Raw genomic sequence first — 18,069 nt, forward strand, 5'->3', positions numbered from 1 at the left:
GCCGATGGCGCCTCAGGGCCGACCGGGTGAATTCCGGGAGGTCCCGGGAACATTGCGCCTTGTGTCCTTGTTCCTTTCCCTGGAGTCCAGCGTCAGCAAGGAGGGGTCCATGGTGCCGACCGATGCCGCCCCGCCCTGGCCCCCCGGTCCCGGCGGGATGGCCCGCCTGATCCGCGAGCATGACTGGGCGGCCACTGCCCTGGGACCGCTGGGGGGCTGGCCGGCCAGTCTCAGGACGATGGTGGACCTGATGCTCGGCTCGGGCATGGTGATGTGCCTGATGTGGGGCCGCGGCGGGGTCGCGATCTATAACGACGCCTGCGCCCGAAGCATCGGGCAGCGCCATCCGGCGGCCCTGGGCCGTCCGGCCCGCGAAACCTGGGCGGACCTGCGGCCAACGTGGGAGCCGCTGTTCGAGCGGGCCTGGTCCGGCGAGGAGGCGGAGATGCGCGACCGGCACCTTCGGTCGCCCGGCGGCGCGCGGCCCGAGGGCTGGTTCGACTTGACCTGCACGCCGGTGCGGACGGCGGGCCGGGTCGAGGGGGTGCTGTTCATCGTCCGCGAGACCACGGCCCGGGTGCAGGCAGAGCACGCCCGCAAGGCGACCGAGGCCCGGCTTCGCGAAAGCGAGGCGCGCTATCGGACGCTGTTCGAGCAACTGGAGGAAAGCCAGCGGCTGCGCACGGCCATGCTGGAAGTGCTGCCCATGGGGCTGGCGCTTCTGGGCACCGACGGGCAGGTCCTGCTGTCGAACCTTGCCTGGGACCGCTTCATCCCCAGCCGGCGGATCCCGTCGCGCGACCTGGACCGGGGCTGGCGCTGGCGGGCCTCCGACGACAAGGGCAGGCCGATCGCCCCCCACGACTATCCCGTGGCGCGCGCGCTGCGTGCAGAGCGCTGCCTGCCGGGGATCAGGTTCCTTTATACCGACGACTCCGGCGACGAGATCTGGACCAACGTCGCCGCGGTGCCGCTTGTGGATGCGCAGGGCCGGGTCACGGGCGCGGTGTCGATCATCATGGACATCGACGCCGCAACCCGGGCCGAGGCGGCCCTGCGCGAACGCGAGGCGCGGCAGGCGTTCCTGCTGGCCCTGGGTGACGCCCTGCGTGTCCAGGATGACGAGGACGGCATGATCCGGGCCGCAGCCGGCCTGCTGGGCAGGCATCTGGGCGCGTCCCGGATCCTGTTCTCGGAATTCTACAAGGCGGGGGGCGCGGCGGACATCGTCCACGAATGGCGTGCCGACGGCACGAGGCCCTTTCCGGCGGGGATGGGGCCAAAGGACCGCGAAGGCCCGATCCTGGACGATCTTCGCGCGGGCCGGACCGTGCAGGTCGAGGATACGCGCGCCCCCGCGGGGGCGCGCCCGGATCTGGCCGCCCTTGCCGAACGGGGCGTCGGGGCGCTGCTTGGCGTTCCCCTGGTCGTCGGCGGCGCCCTGGTGGGGACCCTGTCCGTCCACCAGGACGCCCCGCGCCGCTGGAGCGATGACGACGCAGCCCTGGTGCAGGAGGTCGCGGAGCGGCTGTGGGCCGATCTGGTGCGCGCCCGCGCGGAAACGGCGCTGCGCGTCAGCGAGGCGCGCCTGTCCGAGGCCTTCAGGATCCAGACCGTCGGCGTGATGTTCTGGAGCAAGGATTATCTGCTGATCGACATGAACGACGCCCTTTTGCGCATGACCGGCTTTACCCGTGACGAGGCATTCGGCAAGACCTGGGCCGAGTTCACCCCGCCCGAGTTCCACGAGGCGTCGCGCCGGGCGGTCGAGGAGGTGCTGACCCGGGGCGAGAGCACCCCCTATGAAAAGCCCTATGTCCGCAAGGACGGCTCTCGCTGGTGGGGGCTGTTCGCGGCGCGCCGGATCGGCGAGGAGGTGGTCGAGTTCGTGCTGGACATCACCGAGCGGCGCGAGGCCGAGGACCGCCTGCGCCAAAGCGAGGAGCGGTTCCGCACCATCGTCGAGACGGCGCGCGACCATGCCATCTTCACCACCGACCTGGAGGGGCGGATCGAGACATGGCCCGCCGGGGCCGAGGCGGTCTTCGGCTGGTCCGCGCACGAGGCCGTGGGGCAGCTGATGGACATGACCTTCACGCCCGAGGACCGCGCGAACGGCGTCCCCGAGAAAGAGCGGCAGGAAGCCCGCGAAAAGGGCCACGCCCCCAACGTGCGCTGGCATCTGCGCAAGGACGGCACGCGGGTCTTCATCGAAGGGGTGGACCGGCCGCTGACGGCATCCGACGGCACCGTCACGGGCTTTCTCAAGGTGGGCCAGGACGTAACCGCGCGGCGGGCGGTCGAGGCCGCGTTGCGCGAAAGCGAGGCGCGTTTCCGCCAGTTCGGCGAGGCTTCGGCGGACGTGCTGTGGATCCGGGACCGCGACAGCCTGGCCTTCGAATATGTCAGCCCCGCCTTCGAGGCGGTCTATGGAACGAGGATCGGCGACGTTCTGGGCGGCAACCACATCCGCCGCTGGATCGAGATGATCGTCCCCGAGGATCGCGAGAAGGTCCTGGAAACGGTGCGCAGGGTCCGGGACGGCGAACCCGTGCTGCACAGCTTCCGCGTCCTGCGGGGCGACGGGCAGATCCGCCGCATCCGCAACACCGACTTTCCCCTTGTCGATGCCGAGGGCCGCGTGCAGCGCATCGGCGGCATCGCCCATGACGCCACCGAGGAGGTGGAGTTGCAGGAACGCCTGCAGGTGCTGGTGGCCGAACTGCAGCACCGCTCGCGCAACCTGGTGGGCGTGGTCAAGGCGATCACCGAACGGACGCTGGCGACCTCGGACACGCTGAAAGACTTCGGCGACCGCTTCCGCCCGCGGCTGGACGCCCTGGGCCGGGTCAACGGGCTTCTGTCCCGCCTTGAAGACGGCGCCCGCATCACCTTCGACCAGCTGTTGCAGACGGAACTTGCCGCCCATGGCGTGCTTGACGGGGAAAGCCACGGCACGGCCATCAGCCTTGAAGGACCGGGGGGCATCCGGCTGCGGTCGGCGACGGTGCAGACCTTTGCCCTGGCGCTGCACGAACTGACGACCAACGCGCTGAAATACGGCGCCCTGTCCCGGCCCGGCGGCCAGCTCGAGGTCCGGTGGCGCCTTGTCCCCGGCAAGGGGACCGAGGGGCGGTTGCGGGTGGACTGGCGGGAAACGCGGCCGCGCGCGGCCGATCCGGGCGCATCCCCCGATCGCGCCGGGAACGGTCAGCCCGGGGCAAGGCGGCGCGGCTATGGACGCGAACTCATCGAACGCGCGCTGCCCTACCAGCTTGGCGCCGAGACCCTTTACGAGATGGCCCCCGAGGGCGTGCGCTGCACCATCGTCGTGCCCGTGTCCTCGACGCTGGACGTGGCGTTCTCGAGCCAGGGAAACCCCGAGGGGTGACGCCGGCCAAGGCCGCGGCGTGGCGAAAAAAGCGGGACCCCGTTGCGATTGAAAGTTGCAACGGGGTCAATCCTCCTTCTAGACTGGACCAGGGCCGGCGCCATGCCGTGCCGGCCCTTGTTCCGTGACCGCGTATCTTGTTGCCCTCGATCTTGCGCCCTTCCGGGTGCGTCTGCTGGGATAGGATCGCGCCTCCGCTCCTCCCGCATATCGGAAAGCTACCGTGTCCCGGCCCCTGCCGGTGCCTGGTGATCTGTTCATGCTCACCTCATGGAGACTTTTGGAACATGCCCATCAACTATGCCAACGCGGACTATATCCGCGGCACTGGCCTCATCAGGATCGGCGAAACCGGACTGGTCAACCTCAACATCCTCGGCACGACCAACGCGGGACCGGGAACCGGGCCTTTCGCGCCCCCGTTCACCAGCCAGATCACGACCCCGGCCGGCAGCGACAACGTTCTGAACGTCGGCGAAACCTTCACGATCTCGCGGACGGCGAAATCGGTGCTCAGCGGTCCCAACGAGACCTACACCTACACGATGCGGGGCACGGGCACCTATACGGCCGCCTTGGGCGGGTCGCATGACGTGATCGTCGCGGACCGCGTCACGGCGCTTGGAACGACCGAGTCCATCGTCATCTTTCCCTATAGCGACGCGCCCAGCGGATTGCTGGGGGGTGTCGGAAGCATTCTGGCGGTGAACCTGTCAACGCAAGCCGCTGGCTGGGACTTCAACGTGAACGCCCCCCTGTGCTTCACCCGCGGCACCCTGCTGGAAACGCCCGAAGGTCCCCGCGCGATCGAGGATCTGCGGGTCGGCGATCTTGTCCTGACCCGGGACAACGGCGCGCGGCCGATCCGCTGGATGGGCAGCCGCGTGCTGTCCGCGGCGGCGCTGCGGCGCAACGCCCACATGCGCCCGATCCGCATCAAGGCCGGCGCCCTGGGCCAGGACACCCCCGCCGCGGATCTGGTGGTGTCGCCGCAGCACCGCATCCTCGTGCGCTCGAAGGTGGCGCGGACGATGTTCGGCACGAACGAGGTCCTGGTCGCGGCCAAGCAGCTGTTGCAGCTTGACGGCGTGGACATCCGCGACGAGGCCAGGGGCGTCGAATACTTCCACATGCTGTTCGACCGCCACGAGGTCGTCTTCGCCAACGGCGCCGAGGCCGAGTCCCTGTTCACCGGTCCCGAGGCGATCAAGTCGGTGGGTGCCGCCGCGCTGGAGGAGATCTTCGCGATCTTCCCCGAACTGCGCGACGCCGACCTTGAACCGCAGGGCGCGCGGATGCTGGTCTCGGGCCGCATGGGTCGCAAGCTGGTCTCGCGCCACCTGCAGCACCAGAAGCCCCTGGTGGGCGCCCTTTAAGGCAAGCCTTCGGGCAGGTCCGTCCCCCAAGGGGTGGGCCTGCCCGCGCGGGCGTCAGTCCCGATAGATCGGGAAGCGGTCGCACATCGCCTTGACCTGGGCGCGGACCTCGGCCTCGACCGCCCCGTCGCCGTCCGGGTTCGCGCCAAGGGCGCGCAGCACGCGCAGGATCATCTGGCCGATCTGGCGGAACTCGGCCTCGCCGAAGCCGCGGGTGGTGCCTGCCGAGCTGCCCAGGCGGATGCCCGAGGTGACGAAGGGCTTTTCCGGGTCGAAGGGGATCGCGTTCTTGTTGCAGGTCAGGGCCGCCCGTTCCAGCGCGATCTCGGCCGCCTTGCCGGTCACGCCCAGGGGGCGCAGGTCGCACAGCACCATGTGGCAGTCGGTGCCGCCCGAAACGATGCCGACGCCGCCCCCCGCCAGCGTGTCGGCCAGCGCGCGGGCGTTGGCGACGACAGCGCGGGCATAGTCCTTGAAGGACGGGTCCAGCGCCTCGCCGAAGGCCACGGCCTTGGCGGCGATCACGTGCATCAAGGGACCGCCCTGGTTGCCGGGAAACACCGCCGAGTTCAGCTTTTTCGCCAGCCCCTCGTCATCGGTCAGGATCACGCCGCCGCGCGGGCCGCGCAGGGTTTTGTGCGTGGTCGAGGTCACGACATGGGCGTGCGGCACTGGGTTCGGATATTCGCCCGCCGCGATCAGCCCCGCGTAATGGGCCATGTCCACCATCAGCCAGGCGCCCACCTCGTCCGCGATGGCGCGGAAGGCGGCAAAGTCGATGACGCGCGGATAGGCGGATGCGCCCGCCACGATCAGCTTGGGTTTCTCGGCCAGGGCCTTCGCGCGGACCTTGGCCATGTCGATCAGGTGGGTGTCGGGTTCGACCTCGTAGGACACGACCTTGAACCACTTGCCCGACATGGTGACGGGCGATCCATGCGTCAGGTGCCCGCCATGGGCGAGCGACAGGCCCATGATGGTGTCGCCGGGTTGCAACAGCGCCAGGAACACCGCCTGGTTGGCCTGCGCGCCCGAATGGGGCTGGACGTTCACATGCGCCGCGCCGAACAGCTGCTTGAGGCGGTCGCGGGCGATGTCCTCGACCTCGTCCACGAATTCGCAGCCGCCGTAATACCGCTTGCCGGGATAGCCCTCGGCATACTTGTTCGTCAGGACGGATCCTTGCGCGATCAGCACGTCGCGGCTGACGATGTTCTCGGACGCGATCAGTTCGATCTGGTCCTGCTGGCGGGCCAGTTCGCGGGCGATGGCGTGGGCCACGGCATCATCCGTCAATCCGGGCGTCTTGGTGTCGAGCATCGGTCATCTCCCTTGGGGGGGTTGAAGGGCTTGGGACGGTTCTACACCCTTGCCGCGCGGGCGGGCGGTATCGTTGCGACACCGGACCGGAATGTTCACGTCACGGGGCGCCTAGGGGTCCGCCGCCTGGTCCAGCAGGCTTCGCACCCACCGTCCGGCCAGCCAGGCGGCGGGGATGCCAAGCGGCACCGACAGGGCCAGCGCCATGACCGGCGACAGCGCGTCCAGGCCCAGGGCCTGGCCGATCAGCCCCAGCATGAACAGGTTGATCGCCACCGCGCCCGTGGCGAAGACATACAGCAAAAGCGCCAGCTTCCACACCGGCCAGCGGTCGTCCATCGCGGTCCCCCCGATCTGATGGCCCCCTGATGGGCCATCTTTGTGGCCGCTTCCTTGACTTTCGACAAGGATCCCCCTGCCCCGGCACGGCACTGATGGGATCCATCGAAACAGCTTCGGGAGAACCCTCGCCATGCGCGAAGTCCTGACGAAGAGCATGGCCCGGAACATCTTCTACGGCGGGTCGCTGTTCTTCATTCTCATCTTCATCGGGCTGTCCATCCACAGCCATTGGTACATCGTGAACGTGTCCACCAACGACGCGCCGCTGACCGCCAGCGTCGCCAGCGGCAAGCACCTCTGGGAACGCCACGCCTGCGTCAACTGCCATTCGATCTTGGGCGAGGGCGCCTATTTCGCCCCCGAACTGGGCAACGTGATGACCCGCTGGGGCGTCCAGGACGACCCCGAGTCCGCCTTCGAGGTGATGAAGGCCTGGATGGAGGCGCAGCCGTCGGGCATCGAGGGGCGCCGCCAGATGCCGCAGTTCGACCTGACGGACGAGGAAATCCGCGAAGTCACCGACTTCCTGTTGTGGACCGACAAGATCCGCACCCAGGACTGGCCCCCCAACGATGCCGGTTGATTGGAAAGCACCATGAAATACCAAACGCAAAAGATCGCCCTGGCCTATATCACCGTGGCCCTGACCCTGTTCGCCGCGCAGGTGACGATGGGGCTGGTGATCGGCTATATCTATGTCCAGCCGAACTTCCTGTCCGAAATCCTGCCCTTCAACGTGGGCCGGATGGTCCACACCAACGCCCTGGTCGTCTGGCTGCTGACCGGCTTCTTCGGCGCCGCCTATTTCCTGATCCCCGAGGAGGCCGAGCGCGAGATCCATTCGCCCTTCCTGGCCTATCTGCAACTGTTCATCCTGGTGGTGGGCACCTTCGGGGCGGTCGCCACCTATCTGATCAACCCGTGGCAGGGCAACTGGTTCGTGGGCACCCAGGGGCGCGAATTCCTGGAACAGCCGACCTGGGTCAAGGTGGGCATCGTCGTGGCCGCGCTGATCTTCTTGTTCAACGTCACCATGACGGTGCTGAAGGGCCGCAAGACCGTCATCAGTTCCATCCTGCTGATCGGGCTGTGGGGGCTGGCGCTGTTGTTCCTGTTCGCCTTCTACAACCCGTCGAACCTGGGCCTCGACAAGCAATACTGGTGGTACGTGATCCACCTGTGGGTCGAAGGCGTGTGGGAACTGATCATGGCCGCGATCCTGGGCTTTTTGATGCTCAAGCTGACGGGCGTCGATCGCGAGGTGGTGGAAAAGTGGCTGTACGTCATCGTCGCCACCGCGATGTTCTCAGGGATCCTGGGGACCGGCCACCATTACTTCTGGATCGGGACGCCCGGATACTGGCAGTGGATCGGCTCGATCTTCTCGTCCTTCGAGGTGGTGCCGTTCTTCGCCATGATGTCCTTTGCCTTCGTGATGGTCTGGAAAGGGCGCCGCGACCATCCCAACAAGGCCGCGCTGCTGTGGTCGCTGGGCTGCGCCACGCTGGCCTTCTTCGGCGCGGGCGTGTGGGGGTTCCTGCACACGCTGCACGGGGTGAACTATTACACCCACGGCACCCAGGTCACGGCGGCGCACGCGCACCTGGCCTTCTACGGCGCCTATGTCTGCCTCAACCTGGCGCTGTTTTCCTATGCCATGCCGATCCTGCGCAAGCGCGATCCCTATAACCAGGTGCTGAACATGTCGTCCTTCTGGCTGATGTCGGGGGGGATGCTGTTCATGACCTTCACCCTGACCTTCGCGGGCACCGTGCAGACGCACCTGCAGCGCGTCATGGGCATGGGCTACATGGAGGTGCAGGACCAGCTTGCGCTGTTCTACTGGATGCGCTTCGGATCGGGCGTGGCGGTGGTGATTGGGGCCTTCCTGTTCATCTATGCGGTGGCCTTCCCGCGCCGCGAGGTGGTCCGCCCCGGCCCGCTGGAACGCGACCGCCTGGCCCGCAACCCCGACCAGATCGCCGCGGAGTGATGACGATGGATGGAAGTTTCAACCTGAGGGGGGCGGACGCCCCCTTCTACCTGCCCCAGGGCGATGAATGCGACATCTTCGCCGCGGCCCACGCCAAGAACCTGCCCCTGCTGCTGAAAGGCCCCACGGGCTGCGGCAAGACGCGCTTCGTGGCCCACATGGCGGCGAAACTGGGGCGGCCCCTTTACACGGTCGCCTGCCATGACGACCTGTCGGCGGCCGACCTGATCGGGCGATACCTGCTGAAGGGCGGGGAAACCGTCTGGGTCGATGGCCCCCTGACCCGCGCCGTCCGCGAAGGCGCGATCTGCTATCTGGACGAGGTGGTCGAGGCCAGGAAGGACGTGGCCGTGGTCCTGCACCCGCTGACCGACGACCGCCGCATCCTGCCCATCGACCGCACCGGAGAGGAGCTGCACGCGGCCCCGGGCTTCATGCTGGTGGCCTCCTACAACCCCGGCTACCAGAACATCATGAAGACGCTGAAGCCGTCCACCCGGCAGCGGTTCCTGTCGCTGGAGTTCACCTTTCCCCGACCGGAACATGAAATCCCCGTGGTGGTCCGCGAAAGCGGGTTGGATGCGGACCGTGTGGGCCTGCTGGTGCGGCTGGCGGGCAAGCTGCGGGGGCTGAAGGGCCAGGATCTGGAGGAAGGCGTGTCCACCCGCCTCGTGGTCTATGCCGCGACGCTGATCGCGGGCGGCATGGCGATGGACCGCGCCGTGCGCGCCGCCATGATCGAACCCCTGACCGACGATGCCGACATCCGCGCGGGGCTGATGGATCTGGTCGTGGCGGTGATGGGCTGAACCATGGACCACATCGAGATCGCCCCCTGGGAACCCGAGGAAACCGTCGGCAAGCTGTGGCACCGGCTCGCCTCGCGCATGGACCCGCCGCAGCGGTTCCCCGATGCTGCCGTCCGGTTCGACGACATGCGCGGGCGCATCGCCGTGCTGTTCCGGGGCCTCGGGGGCGGGGCCGATGTGGAACTCAAGCCCGTGGCGGACCAGGCCAGCCGCCACCGCCTGTCCTGGCGCCGGAGGTTGGCCAGCGACGGCGACCACCTGGCCCGCGCCAGCTTCGACCGCGAGGCGCTGCGCCTGCCCGTGGAACTGGCCGTCTTTCCGCGCCCCGAGGATAACGAGGGGCTGTATCTGTGGCTGGCCGCCGCATCCGCCCATGCCCCCGATTTCGTGCCCCGGCCCGATCCCCTGCACGCCGACCTTGCGGCGCTGTCCGCGGGCGTCGCCATGACCCATGCCACGCTGGAGGCCGCGCCGGGCCTGCGCCCGCTGTGGTCCCGCCTGTGCCGGGCGCATCTGGACAGCCGCACCCGCCCCGCCCTGCGCGGCACCGAGGCGCGGGTGGAAGCCCTGCTGCGCCATCTTCTGGGCGATCCCGCGATGCCCGAACCCGCGCTGCTGGCGGGCTATGCCGATCCCCCCGCCCATTGGCGCGCGCCGCGCGGATACCGCCCCGTCCTGCCGGTGCCGATGTGGCCCGACCTGCGCGGGCTTGGCGCGGGCGCGGCATCCGACGTGGCCAGCCTGCCGACCTCTGGCACGCCCGAGGAATCGGGCGACGGCACCGCCCGCAAGACGCGGCGGATGAAGTCGGACCAGGCCGAGCGCAAGGACAGCATCATCCTGTTCAAGTTCGAGGCCATGCTGACCTGGGCCGAGATGCTGAACATCAACCGCCGGGTCGAGGACGACGACCTGGACAACGCCAAGAAGGCGGCCGAGGACCACGAGGAAATCGTGCTGGGCCAGATCTCCAAGGCGCCCGCGACCAAGCTCAAGCTGCACCTGGATCTCGCGCCCGAAGACGTGGACCGCGAACGCGTGGCGGGCAAGTTCACCTATCCCGAATGGGACGCGCGCGGCGGCGTCTGGATGGCCGATCATTGCCGCGTGCTGGCCGCCCCGGTCGAACCCGCGCCCGATTACGCGGGCGTCACCGACCCCGCCGCCCGCCGCCGGATCGAGGCCGTGCGCCGCCAGTTCCAGGCCCTGCGCCCGGCCAAGCTGATCCGCCATGCGCAGCCCGACGGCGAGGATCTGGATCTGGACGCCGCCCTGCGGTCGGTCACGGATCTGCGCGCCACCGGGCGGGGCAGCGACCGCATCTGGCGCCAGGCCCGACCCGAGAACCGGGATCTCGCCGTGTCGATCCTGCTCGACGTGTCGCGGTCCACCGAAAGCGCCGTCACCGGCCGCCCCGTCATCGACATCGCGCGCGAGGCGCTGACCGCGCTGGCCTGGGGGCTGGACGCCTGCGGGGACCGTTTCGCGGTGCAGGGATTTTCGTCGCTCAAGCGCGACCGGGTCTGGATCCACGAGTGCAAGTCCTTCGACGAAGCCATGTCCCGCACGGTCGAGGCGCGCATCCACGCCCTGCGCCCCGGCTTCTACACCCGCCTTGGCGCGGCGATCCGCCATGCCTCGGCGGGGCTTGCGGCCGAGGGGCGGTCGCGCCGCCTGCTGATCGTGATCACCGACGGCAAGCCCAACGATCTCGACCATTACGAAGGCCGCCATGGCATCGAGGACAGCGCCATGGCCGTCCGAGAGGCGCGGCGGGCGGGCCATGCGGTCTTCGGCATCACCATCGACCGAGACGCGCAGGGCTGGTTCCCGCGCATCTTCGGCCAGGGCGGCTTTTCGGTGATCCGCGACCCCGACCGGCTGACCAAGGCCCTGCCCGAGATCTATCGCCAGCTGGTCATGGGATGAGCCTCGACGACCTTCCGGGCGAGCTGATCCTGTGGATCCTGATCGTGTCGGAACTGCTGGTCTTTGCCGCGGGCATCACCGCCATGATGGCGACGCAGCTGACCGATCCGCAGGGGTTTTCCGCCGCCCGCGCCATGCTGGACGGACGGATGGCGGCGCTGAACACGGTGGTGCTGGTCACGTCCGGCCTGCTGGCCGCCCGCGCCGAACGCGCGGCAGGGGCGGGCGACCGGCGCGGGGCGCGCGTGGCGCTGATGGGGGCGGCGCTTGGCGGGCTGGCATTCCTGAGCATCAAGGCCGCGGAATATGCCCGCGACCTGGCGGCGGGGGCGGGCATGGACAGCCACCCGTTCTTCACCTTCTATTTCCTGCTGACGGGCTTTCACGCGGCCCACGTGATCGCGGGCGTGGCGGTGCTGGCCCTTGTCGCGATCCGCGCGCGGCCCGACGCGGTGCAGGCGGGCGCGATGTTCTGGCACATGGTGGATCTGGTCTGGGTGCTGATCCTGCCGCCGATCTATCTGCTGGGGTAAGGGATGGAACGGCTTTCCGCCTTGCCGATCCCGCTGCCTGGCGAAGGCCATCGCCTTCGCCACGGCGGAACATATCCACCGGAACCGCCGGGCCTCGAAGGCCCGGCCAGCGCCCGCCCCGCCACCGGCGGGCGCTTCTCGCCCCCCTCGGGTCGGGCGCTGGCCTTCCGTGGTCGCGGGGCTGCACCGTCTTTGGTGGCGATGTCGTTTGGCGGGCGGGGGAAACGCGATGCGTTTCCTGATCCCGCCCGGTTAACCCAAGGAAGCATCGCATGACCCCCCTGACCCGCACCTGGGCCACCCTGATCGCGCTGAGCGCCGCCACGGTGCTGCTGGTCCCGATGCCGGGGCGGGCGGCGATGGCGGGGTTGCTGGTGCTGGCCTGGCTGAAGGCGCGGGCGATTCTGGGGGGCTTTTTGCACCTGCGCACGGCGCCGGGCTGGCTGGCGGCGCTGACGGTGCCGCTGGCCTTGTGGCTGGCGGCGATCTGGGGGCTGGCGGCCTTGTCCTTCAGATGACGCGGTTCATCGCGCCGAAGGCCTCGGCCTGGGCCAGCTCCTCCAGCCGCGACACCGAGGCGATGGCGGCGCTCGACTGGTTCACCCGCACGCCGAGGTCCCGCAGGCGGGCGAAGGCGCGGCTCAGGCTTTCGGGCTTCATGCCCAGACGGCCCGCGATCAGCGCCTTGTCGTAGGGCAGCACCACGGTCGCGCTGTCGGCCCCCGGCGGGCACAGTTCCAGCAGGAACTCGGCCACCCGCTGCGCGCCGGAGCGCGCCTTCAGCTGCTCGATCTGTTCCACCAGGCCCTGCAGGTGCATGAAGACCGCCGACAGGATCGAGATCGCCGCCTCGGGGTGGGTCTTCAGCAGGTCCAGGACCGCATGGGCGGGCACCGCGATCAGCTCGCAACCCGTCACCGCCTCGGCGGACACGGGATAGGCCGCCTGGCGCAGCGCCATCGGCTCGCCGAAGCTCTGGCCGCGCGTCATCACGCCCACCACGGCCTCGGCCCCGTTGGGGGCGATGCGGTAAAGCTTGATCCAGCCTTGGGCGACGATGTGGATCGCGGTGGCGTCGTCGCCATGCTGGAACAGCACCTGCCCGCGATCAAGGCGCAGGACATGGGCCGCGTCCAGCAGCAGGCCGGACAGATCGGGGGGAAGCGAGGCGAAAAGCCGCGACTGGCAGGCGATCCGGCGATGCGCGGTCGAGAGTTTCCTGCTCATCGGGTCGGGCCTTTCGGTGGGGGCGGCCGGGGAACCGGCCCTTGCGGGGGACAGGGACCAAACCCCCGTCCCCCGCGGATGTTCCGGGATCACTGGACCTGGGCGAGTTCCGCGTCCATGCGCTCGCGCGCCTTTTTCGCCATCTTGGCGGTCTTGGCGGCATCGACGTTGGCGGGCGCGTCGCCCACTTGGATCAGGCCGACCATGCCCATGGCGAAATGCGGCGTGCACTTGACGCCGTAAAGGCCGGGTTCGGTCACGGTCAGGGTGTATTCCTCGTTCATCTTGCTCTTGAACGGCTCGACGCCCGCGGGCAGGATGTCCTTGATCGCCTCGACATTGTGGCTCTTGTCGGTGGGCACGAAGTGGACCGTGTCGCCCGGCGCGGCCTTCACGAAGGCCGGCTCGAACACCATCATCCCGGCCTCGCCCTTGTTGAGCATGTGGACCTCGTGCTCGGCGGCAAGGGTGGGGGCGGCCAGCGCGAGAAGAAGGGCGGGGGCGGCGAGGAAGGGAAGGCGTGTCATCTGTGGTCTCCTGGATGGGCGGACCGGTCGCGGCCCGTTGCCCAGGGGTTTAGGCCTGTTCGGGGGCCGCCACTTTGATCGAACGCAAACAGGGCAACGGGTTTCAGTCCTCGGGATCGGCGATCCGGGCCAGGCCCGCGGCATCCACCACCGTCAGCTTCTGCCGCCCGCCCTCGACCAGGCCCTGCCCTTCCCAGGACGACAACAGGCGCGACACGGTGTGCAGCGTGGTGCCCGTCATCTCGGCGATGTCCTGGCGGGTGATGGGAAAGTCGATGCGGGTGCCGCCGCTTTCCACCCGGCCCGCCTTTTCGGCCAGGCGCAGCACGGCATGGGCCACGCGGCGCTCGACCTCCTGGGTGGACATTTCGCGCAGGCGGGTATGGGCCTCGTCCAGGCGCTGGCCGATGGTCTGCATGGCGTTGATCGCCAGGCGGGGGTTGTTTTCCACCACCGCGTCCCAATCGGCCATGGGCCAGCTGACCACGATGGATTCGACCGCCGCCCTGGCCGTGCCGGGATAGTCGGGGCGGGCGAGCGCCCGGGCAAAGCCGAACAGGTCGCCCGGATGGACCACGCGGACCATCACCTGCTGTCCGTCGGAGGTGACCTGGCTGACCTTCAGCCGCCCGTGCAGCAGCAGGTAGAAGGCCACCGCCTGCGCGCCCTGTTCAAAGACGATGTCGCCCGGGACCACGCGGCGCGTGGTCGCGCGCGTCATCAGCCGGGCAAGGGCCGCCGGGTCCATCTGCCGGAACAGGGGCAGGTTGCGCACCAGGGAAATGTCGATCGCCACGTTTTGCGCCTTCACCATGGGTTTCCCCTTAGGTGACGCAGAATCATGCCGAAGCAAAGCGTTCCCTGGTCCCTGTCCGTCATGCCCTGCCGCCGCCGACCTCTCGGACCAGGCGCAGGCCCAGGTTGGCGGGCGGCTGGCCGACCGAACAGCCGCCCGATTTCGGGTCGCGCACGAAGTCGGCCACGGCGGCGCGGTGCAGCCCTTCGGCGACATAGATGCCGCAGCTGTCGGCCTGGGCGGTGATGCGGCCCGCCGCATCGACCTCGCCCCGGCGCAGGCAGGTGGCGGTCCATTCCCAGACGGCCCCCCCGATGTCGCGCACGCCCAGGCTGTTGACGTTCAGCATTCCCACGGGGCGGACCTCGCGGTCCCTGTCCCGGCTGCGGGCGGATTCGGCGGCATATTCGGCCAGCCAGCGGGTCGCGGGGTTGGCGGGGTCGCTGTCCACGCCAAGCGCGTCGTCGCGAAACATCTCGGCTGCGGCCTGCGCCCATTCGACATCGGTGGGCAGGCGCCAGGTGTCGCCCGTGCGGTCGGACAGCCAGGCGGCATAGGCCTGGGCGTCGATCCAGCTGACGCCCGTCACGGGCAGGCCGGGATCGTCCACCGGGCCGCCGGGCAGGGCGCAGGCCTTGTCGGCCACGCAGTCCAGCCATTGCGCCGTGCTGACGGGGGTGGCCATGACCTCGACCGGGGCGGGGATGGCGACGGTTTGCAGCGGCGCATCGACCGACCGGCCGTCGCGCCGCCAGTCGCCGTCCAGGCGGTGGAGGAAGGGCTGCGGTTCCAGCCGCACCACCTGCGGCAGGTCGGGCAGGGGCCGCGCAGGGGGCCAGAAGGACAGGCCAAGCGCCCCGGCGGCGGCGCCCGCCAGCAGAAGAACGGTTCCGTGCATGGTCGGCTCCGGTCGATAAGGCGGAAAGGGTGCCCCCGCGTGGTGCGGGGGCGGCCCGAGGGGTCAGGACAGGGCGCCCGGGGCCACGACCTGCATCATCAGGTCGTCGTTCCATTCGCCCTCGACCACCACATGGGCGGCGGCGCCGAGTTCAAAGGCCTCGATCAGGTTGTGGTTCACATAGGCGTAGATGCCCGGCTGCTCGAAGGTATAGACCATCAGCCCCGCCGTGCCGCCCGGGATGAACCAGGTTTCCAGGCCTTCTTCCGGCGGGTTGTTGAACTTGCCCGTCGCCCAGACATGGTTGCCGTGCCCGCCGATCAGGTGGGGCCGGGTGTCGCGGTTGGCCTGGCTGTGGACAAAGGCCACCGTCTCGCCGACCTTCGCGGTCATCGCGTTGTCGCCGGTCAGCGCGCCGACCGCGCCGTTGAAGACCACATGCGTGGGCGTCAGCGTCTTCATCACGGCCACCACATCCTCGTAGCTTTCGCCGGGGCTGCCATAGGTCTTCCAGTTGCCCGCCTCGTCGCGGGGGACATAGAAGTCCTGCTCGCCGATGTAATACACCTTGTCATAGGTGACGGGCTTGCCGGCCCGGTCCTTCAGCCCGTCGCGCGGCAGCACCATGATCGCGCCGTTCATCCCCGACACCACGTGCCAGGCCACCATGCCCGGAGGGGCGCAGTGATAGACGAAGACGCCGGGCTTCGTCGCCTTGAAGCGCAGCACGCAGCGTTCGCCGGGGTTCACCTGGGTCAGCGCGCCGCCGCCAAGCGCGCCGGTCGCGCTGTGGAAGTCGATGTTGTGCATCAGCTCGTTCGCGGCGTCGTTGATCAGCGTCAGTTCGACGTAATCGCCCTCGTGGACCACCATCAGCGGGCCGGGCACCGTGCCGTTGAAGGTGGACGCCCAGTATTCCGCGCCGCTGTCGTCCAGGGCGATCTTCTTCTCGATGATGGTCATCTCGAATTCGACCACCTTCGGGCCGCCGGTGGCGACAGGCTCGTGGTCGTGGACGAAGGGCGGATCGACCAGCTTCACCTTGACGCGCGGCAGGCTGGCCACGTCGGGGGCGGCGGCGGGGGTCAGCACCGCCTGCGCCCCGGCGGTGGCCCCGGCTGCGGCGGTCCGCACCTGGGTCAAGGCCCCGGCAATGGCGGCACCGGCAAGGATGGTGCGGCGGCTGACGGAAAGGGAGGTCATGGCTGGCTCCGTTCGATGGTTGTGACGCGCCGGATCGTTCCGGTTGAGGGCAGCTTGCCCCATTCCGCCCGCCCCTTCGTTGTGCGGGAACAACCAGGCGCGGCCAAAACGCCCCCTTGCTTGCGGCAGCGCAAAGAGTTCGCGTTTTTCCGGCCTATCGCTGGGGGCAACCTTGAAGGAGAACACCCATGTCCCACGACAAACGCCCCCGGATCCCGCGCGGATCAAGGGGGGACGGCGCGGCCCTGTGGTCCTATGGCTTCCGGCCCTTCTTTCTGGGCGGCGCAATCTGGGCGGTGGCCGCCATGGCGCTCTGGATCGCGGCGCTGGCCCATGGCCTGCCCCTGGGGGGCGACCTGGGCGCGCCCCTGTGGCACGCGCACGAGATGGTCTTCGGCTTCGCCTCGGCGGTGCTGGCGGGGTTCCTGCTGACCGCGATCCCGAACTGGACGGGCAGCCTGCCGGTGTCGGGGCAGCCCTTGATCGGTCTGGTGGCGATCTGGGCCGCCGGGCGGGCCGCCATGGCGGGCGCCGGGATCATCGGCCTGCCGCTTGCCGCCGGGATCGACGCGGCCTTCCTGCCCGCGCTGCTGGCGATTGCCAGCCGAGAGATCGTCGCGGGCCGCAAGTGGAACGACCTGAAGGTGCTGGCCGGATGCGCCGCCATCATGGCGGGCAATCTGGGGTTCCACGCCGCCGTCCTGACGGGGGGCAACCCGCAGGCCTGGCTGCGCGCCGCCGTGTCGGGATACGTGGTCCTGGTGCTGATCATCGGCGGGCGCATCATCCCCAGCTTTACCCGCAACTGGCTGAGCCAACGCGGCGCGGCCCGGATGCCGGTGCCCTTCAACCGCTTCGACATGGGCGTGATCGCCTGTTCGGCGGGGGCGCTGGCCGCCTGGACCGTTGCGCCCGAGGGGCGGGTGACGCTGGCCTTGGCGCTGGTCGCGGCGGCGCTGAACGCCGCGCGGCTGGCGCGCTGGCGGGGGCTGGCGGTCCGGGCGGAACCGCTGCTGCTGGTGCTGCACGGGGCTTACGGTTTCGTGCCTCTGGGCTTTGCGGCGATCGCTGCGGCGGGGGCGGGGTGGCTGCTGCCGGTGTCAGCGCTGCACGTGCTGACGGTGGGGGTGATCGCCACGACCATGCTGGCGGTGATGACAAGGGCCACGCGCGGCCATACGGGGCAGGCGCTGACGGCATCGCGCTGGACAATGGCGGCCTATCTGTGCCTGTTCGCGGCGGCGCTGGCGCGGCCGCTGGCGGACCTGACGGGGACCATGGGGCTGATGGAGGCCTCGGGCGCCCTGTGGATCGCGGGGTTCGGGCTGTTCATCATCGAACATGGCCCGATGCTGCTGCGGGTGCGGCGCCAGCCGCGCCGCGCCCCGGCCTGATCAGAACGCCCCTGCCTCGATCCGGTCGGGGGTCCAGGGCGGGTCCCAGGTCAGCGCCACGCTGGCGCGGGTGACGCCGGACACCGCCGCCACGGCGGCCTCGGCCCCGGCACGCAGCATCTCGGATAGGGGGCAGCCGCGGGTGGTGGTGGTCAGGGTGACGGCGGCGGAGCCGTCCTGGACCGCCACGTCATAGACCAGCCCCATGGCCACCAGGTCGCGCCCGGTTTCCGGGTCCACCACCCCGCGCAGCGCGGCGAGAACCGCCGCCCGCAGATCCTCAGCCACCATGCGCCCCCCGGTCCACCCCGCCCGCCCGCACCAGCAGCCG

The 18,069-nt window shown here is 69.4% G+C and carries 17 protein-coding genes; 9 read left to right on the forward strand and 8 right to left on the reverse strand.

Annotated features, from left to right (window positions below; genetic code table 11):
* Positions 1 to 109 precede the first annotated feature (109 nt).
* Positions 110 to 3,391, forward strand: coding sequence for a PAS domain S-box protein (locus tag GIY56_RS16400; protein ID WP_196053672.1), 3,282 nt, complete (start codon positions 110 to 112; stop codon positions 3,389 to 3,391).
* Positions 3,392 to 3,678: 287 nt separating this feature from the next.
* The gene (locus GIY56_RS16405; RefSeq protein WP_230312585.1) at positions 3,679 to 4,767 is read left to right on the forward strand and encodes a Hint domain-containing protein; all 1,089 of its coding nucleotides are present in this window, start codon (positions 3,679 to 3,681) and stop codon (positions 4,765 to 4,767) included.
* Between the two features lie 54 nt (positions 4,768 to 4,821).
* Here the strand turns inward: GIY56_RS16405 and glyA are convergent, their stop codons facing one another.
* Both glyA and GIY56_RS16415 read right to left on the reverse strand, forming a co-directional pair.
* Entirely contained in the window at positions 4,822 to 6,087 is a 1,266-nt protein-coding gene (gene glyA, locus GIY56_RS16410; RefSeq protein WP_154765946.1) for a serine hydroxymethyltransferase, read from the reverse strand.
* Positions 6,088 to 6,198: 111 nt separating this feature from the next.
* Positions 6,199 to 6,426, reverse strand: a complete 228-nt coding sequence (locus tag GIY56_RS16415; RefSeq protein ID WP_154765947.1) for a hypothetical protein — start codon at positions 6,424 to 6,426, stop codon at positions 6,199 to 6,201.
* A 133-nt stretch (positions 6,427 to 6,559) separates the two neighbouring features.
* Between GIY56_RS16415 and GIY56_RS16420 the strand changes: the two genes are divergently transcribed.
* The 6 genes from GIY56_RS16420 (at position 6,560) to GIY56_RS16445 (ending at position 12,211) form a co-directional block, all read left to right on the forward strand.
* Entirely contained in the window at positions 6,560 to 7,012 is a 453-nt protein-coding gene (locus GIY56_RS16420; RefSeq protein ID WP_154765948.1) for a c-type cytochrome, read from the forward strand.
* Positions 7,013 to 7,024: 12 nt separating this feature from the next.
* A complete protein-coding gene (locus tag GIY56_RS16425; protein WP_154765949.1) occupies positions 7,025 to 8,422 on the forward strand; it encodes a cbb3-type cytochrome c oxidase subunit I in 1,398 nt (465 codons plus the stop codon).
* A gap of 5 nt (positions 8,423 to 8,427) precedes the next feature.
* Complete coding sequence (locus tag GIY56_RS16430; protein WP_196053673.1) at positions 8,428 to 9,231, forward strand: CbbQ/NirQ/NorQ/GpvN family protein; 804 nt, start codon at positions 8,428 to 8,430, stop codon at positions 9,229 to 9,231.
* 3 nt (positions 9,232 to 9,234) lie between these two features.
* Positions 9,235 to 11,160, forward strand: coding sequence for a nitric oxide reductase activation protein NorD (locus tag GIY56_RS16435; RefSeq protein ID WP_154765951.1), 1,926 nt, complete (start codon positions 9,235 to 9,237; stop codon positions 11,158 to 11,160).
* The gene (locus GIY56_RS16440; protein ID WP_154765952.1) at positions 11,157 to 11,693 is read left to right on the forward strand and encodes a cytochrome c oxidase subunit 3; all 537 of its coding nucleotides are present in this window, start codon (positions 11,157 to 11,159) and stop codon (positions 11,691 to 11,693) included. The genes GIY56_RS16435 and GIY56_RS16440 overlap by 4 nt, the downstream gene beginning before the upstream one ends.
* A gap of 272 nt (positions 11,694 to 11,965) precedes the next feature.
* Entirely contained in the window at positions 11,966 to 12,211 is a 246-nt protein-coding gene (locus GIY56_RS16445) for a cytochrome C oxidase subunit IV family protein (RefSeq protein WP_154765953.1), read from the forward strand.
* On the opposite strand, the gene GIY56_RS16450 is transcribed toward GIY56_RS16445, so the two are convergent.
* From GIY56_RS16450 to nirK, 5 genes are all read right to left on the reverse strand, one after another.
* Complete coding sequence (locus GIY56_RS16450; RefSeq protein WP_154765954.1) at positions 12,204 to 12,920, reverse strand: Crp/Fnr family transcriptional regulator; 717 nt, start codon at positions 12,918 to 12,920, stop codon at positions 12,204 to 12,206. The two genes, GIY56_RS16445 and GIY56_RS16450, sit on opposite strands and share 8 nt — an antisense overlap.
* Before the next feature lie 89 nt (positions 12,921 to 13,009).
* Positions 13,010 to 13,447 (reverse strand): pseudoazurin, encoded by a 438-nt coding sequence (locus GIY56_RS16455; protein WP_154765955.1) that lies wholly within the window; start codon positions 13,445 to 13,447, stop codon positions 13,010 to 13,012.
* 103 nt (positions 13,448 to 13,550) lie between these two features.
* The gene (locus GIY56_RS16460) at positions 13,551 to 14,261 is read right to left on the reverse strand and encodes a Crp/Fnr family transcriptional regulator (protein WP_154765956.1); all 711 of its coding nucleotides are present in this window, start codon (positions 14,259 to 14,261) and stop codon (positions 13,551 to 13,553) included.
* A 61-nt stretch (positions 14,262 to 14,322) separates the two neighbouring features.
* Positions 14,323 to 15,141, reverse strand: coding sequence for an SUMF1/EgtB/PvdO family nonheme iron enzyme (locus tag GIY56_RS16465; RefSeq protein ID WP_154765957.1), 819 nt, complete (start codon positions 15,139 to 15,141; stop codon positions 14,323 to 14,325).
* A gap of 63 nt (positions 15,142 to 15,204) precedes the next feature.
* Positions 15,205 to 16,344, reverse strand: a complete 1,140-nt coding sequence (gene nirK / locus GIY56_RS16470) for a copper-containing nitrite reductase (protein WP_154765958.1) — start codon at positions 16,342 to 16,344, stop codon at positions 15,205 to 15,207.
* Positions 16,345 to 16,532: 188 nt separating this feature from the next.
* On the opposite strand from nirK, the gene GIY56_RS16475 reads away from it, so the two are divergent.
* Positions 16,533 to 17,738, forward strand: a complete 1,206-nt coding sequence (locus GIY56_RS16475; protein ID WP_154765959.1) for an NnrS family protein — start codon at positions 16,533 to 16,535, stop codon at positions 17,736 to 17,738.
* Here the strand turns inward: GIY56_RS16475 and GIY56_RS16480 are convergent.
* Positions 17,739 to 18,069 (reverse strand): metal-sulfur cluster assembly factor (locus GIY56_RS16480; RefSeq protein ID WP_230312586.1); only part of this gene is annotated, 331 nt, incomplete at its 5' end. It lies immediately after the preceding gene.

It is taken from the genome of Paracoccus lichenicola (genome assembly GCF_009708075.1).
Classification (GTDB): Bacteria; Pseudomonadota; Alphaproteobacteria; order Rhodobacterales; family Rhodobacteraceae; genus Paracoccus; species Paracoccus lichenicola.

Excerpts from the sequence above, each read along its gene's own strand:
- GIY56_RS16400 (WP_196053672.1), top strand. The coding sequence starts at position 110 with ATGGTGCCGACCGATGCCGCCCCGCCCTGGCCCCCCGGTCCCGGCGGG.
- GIY56_RS16405 (WP_230312585.1), top strand. The coding sequence starts at position 3,679 with ATGCCCATCAACTATGCCAACGCGGACTATATCCGCGGCACTGGCCTC.
- glyA (WP_154765946.1), bottom strand. The coding sequence starts at position 6,087 with ATGCTCGACACCAAGACGCCCGGATTGACGGATGATGCCGTGGCCCAC.
- GIY56_RS16415 (WP_154765947.1), bottom strand. The coding sequence starts at position 6,426 with ATGGACGACCGCTGGCCGGTGTGGAAGCTGGCGCTTTTGCTGTATGTC.
- GIY56_RS16420 (WP_154765948.1), top strand. The coding sequence starts at position 6,560 with ATGCGCGAAGTCCTGACGAAGAGCATGGCCCGGAACATCTTCTACGGC.
- GIY56_RS16425 (WP_154765949.1), top strand. The coding sequence starts at position 7,025 with ATGAAATACCAAACGCAAAAGATCGCCCTGGCCTATATCACCGTGGCC.
- GIY56_RS16430 (WP_196053673.1), top strand. The coding sequence starts at position 8,428 with ATGGATGGAAGTTTCAACCTGAGGGGGGCGGACGCCCCCTTCTACCTG.
- GIY56_RS16435 (WP_154765951.1), top strand. The coding sequence starts at position 9,235 with ATGGACCACATCGAGATCGCCCCCTGGGAACCCGAGGAAACCGTCGGC.
- GIY56_RS16440 (WP_154765952.1), top strand. The coding sequence starts at position 11,157 with ATGAGCCTCGACGACCTTCCGGGCGAGCTGATCCTGTGGATCCTGATC.
- GIY56_RS16445 (WP_154765953.1), top strand. The coding sequence starts at position 11,966 with ATGACCCCCCTGACCCGCACCTGGGCCACCCTGATCGCGCTGAGCGCC.
- GIY56_RS16450 (WP_154765954.1), bottom strand. The coding sequence starts at position 12,920 with ATGAGCAGGAAACTCTCGACCGCGCATCGCCGGATCGCCTGCCAGTCG.
- GIY56_RS16455 (WP_154765955.1), bottom strand. The coding sequence starts at position 13,447 with ATGACACGCCTTCCCTTCCTCGCCGCCCCCGCCCTTCTTCTCGCGCTG.
- GIY56_RS16460 (WP_154765956.1), bottom strand. The coding sequence starts at position 14,261 with ATGGTGAAGGCGCAAAACGTGGCGATCGACATTTCCCTGGTGCGCAAC.
- GIY56_RS16465 (WP_154765957.1), bottom strand. The coding sequence starts at position 15,141 with ATGCACGGAACCGTTCTTCTGCTGGCGGGCGCCGCCGCCGGGGCGCTT.
- nirK (WP_154765958.1), bottom strand. The coding sequence starts at position 16,344 with ATGACCTCCCTTTCCGTCAGCCGCCGCACCATCCTTGCCGGTGCCGCC.
- GIY56_RS16475 (WP_154765959.1), top strand. The coding sequence starts at position 16,533 with ATGTCCCACGACAAACGCCCCCGGATCCCGCGCGGATCAAGGGGGGAC.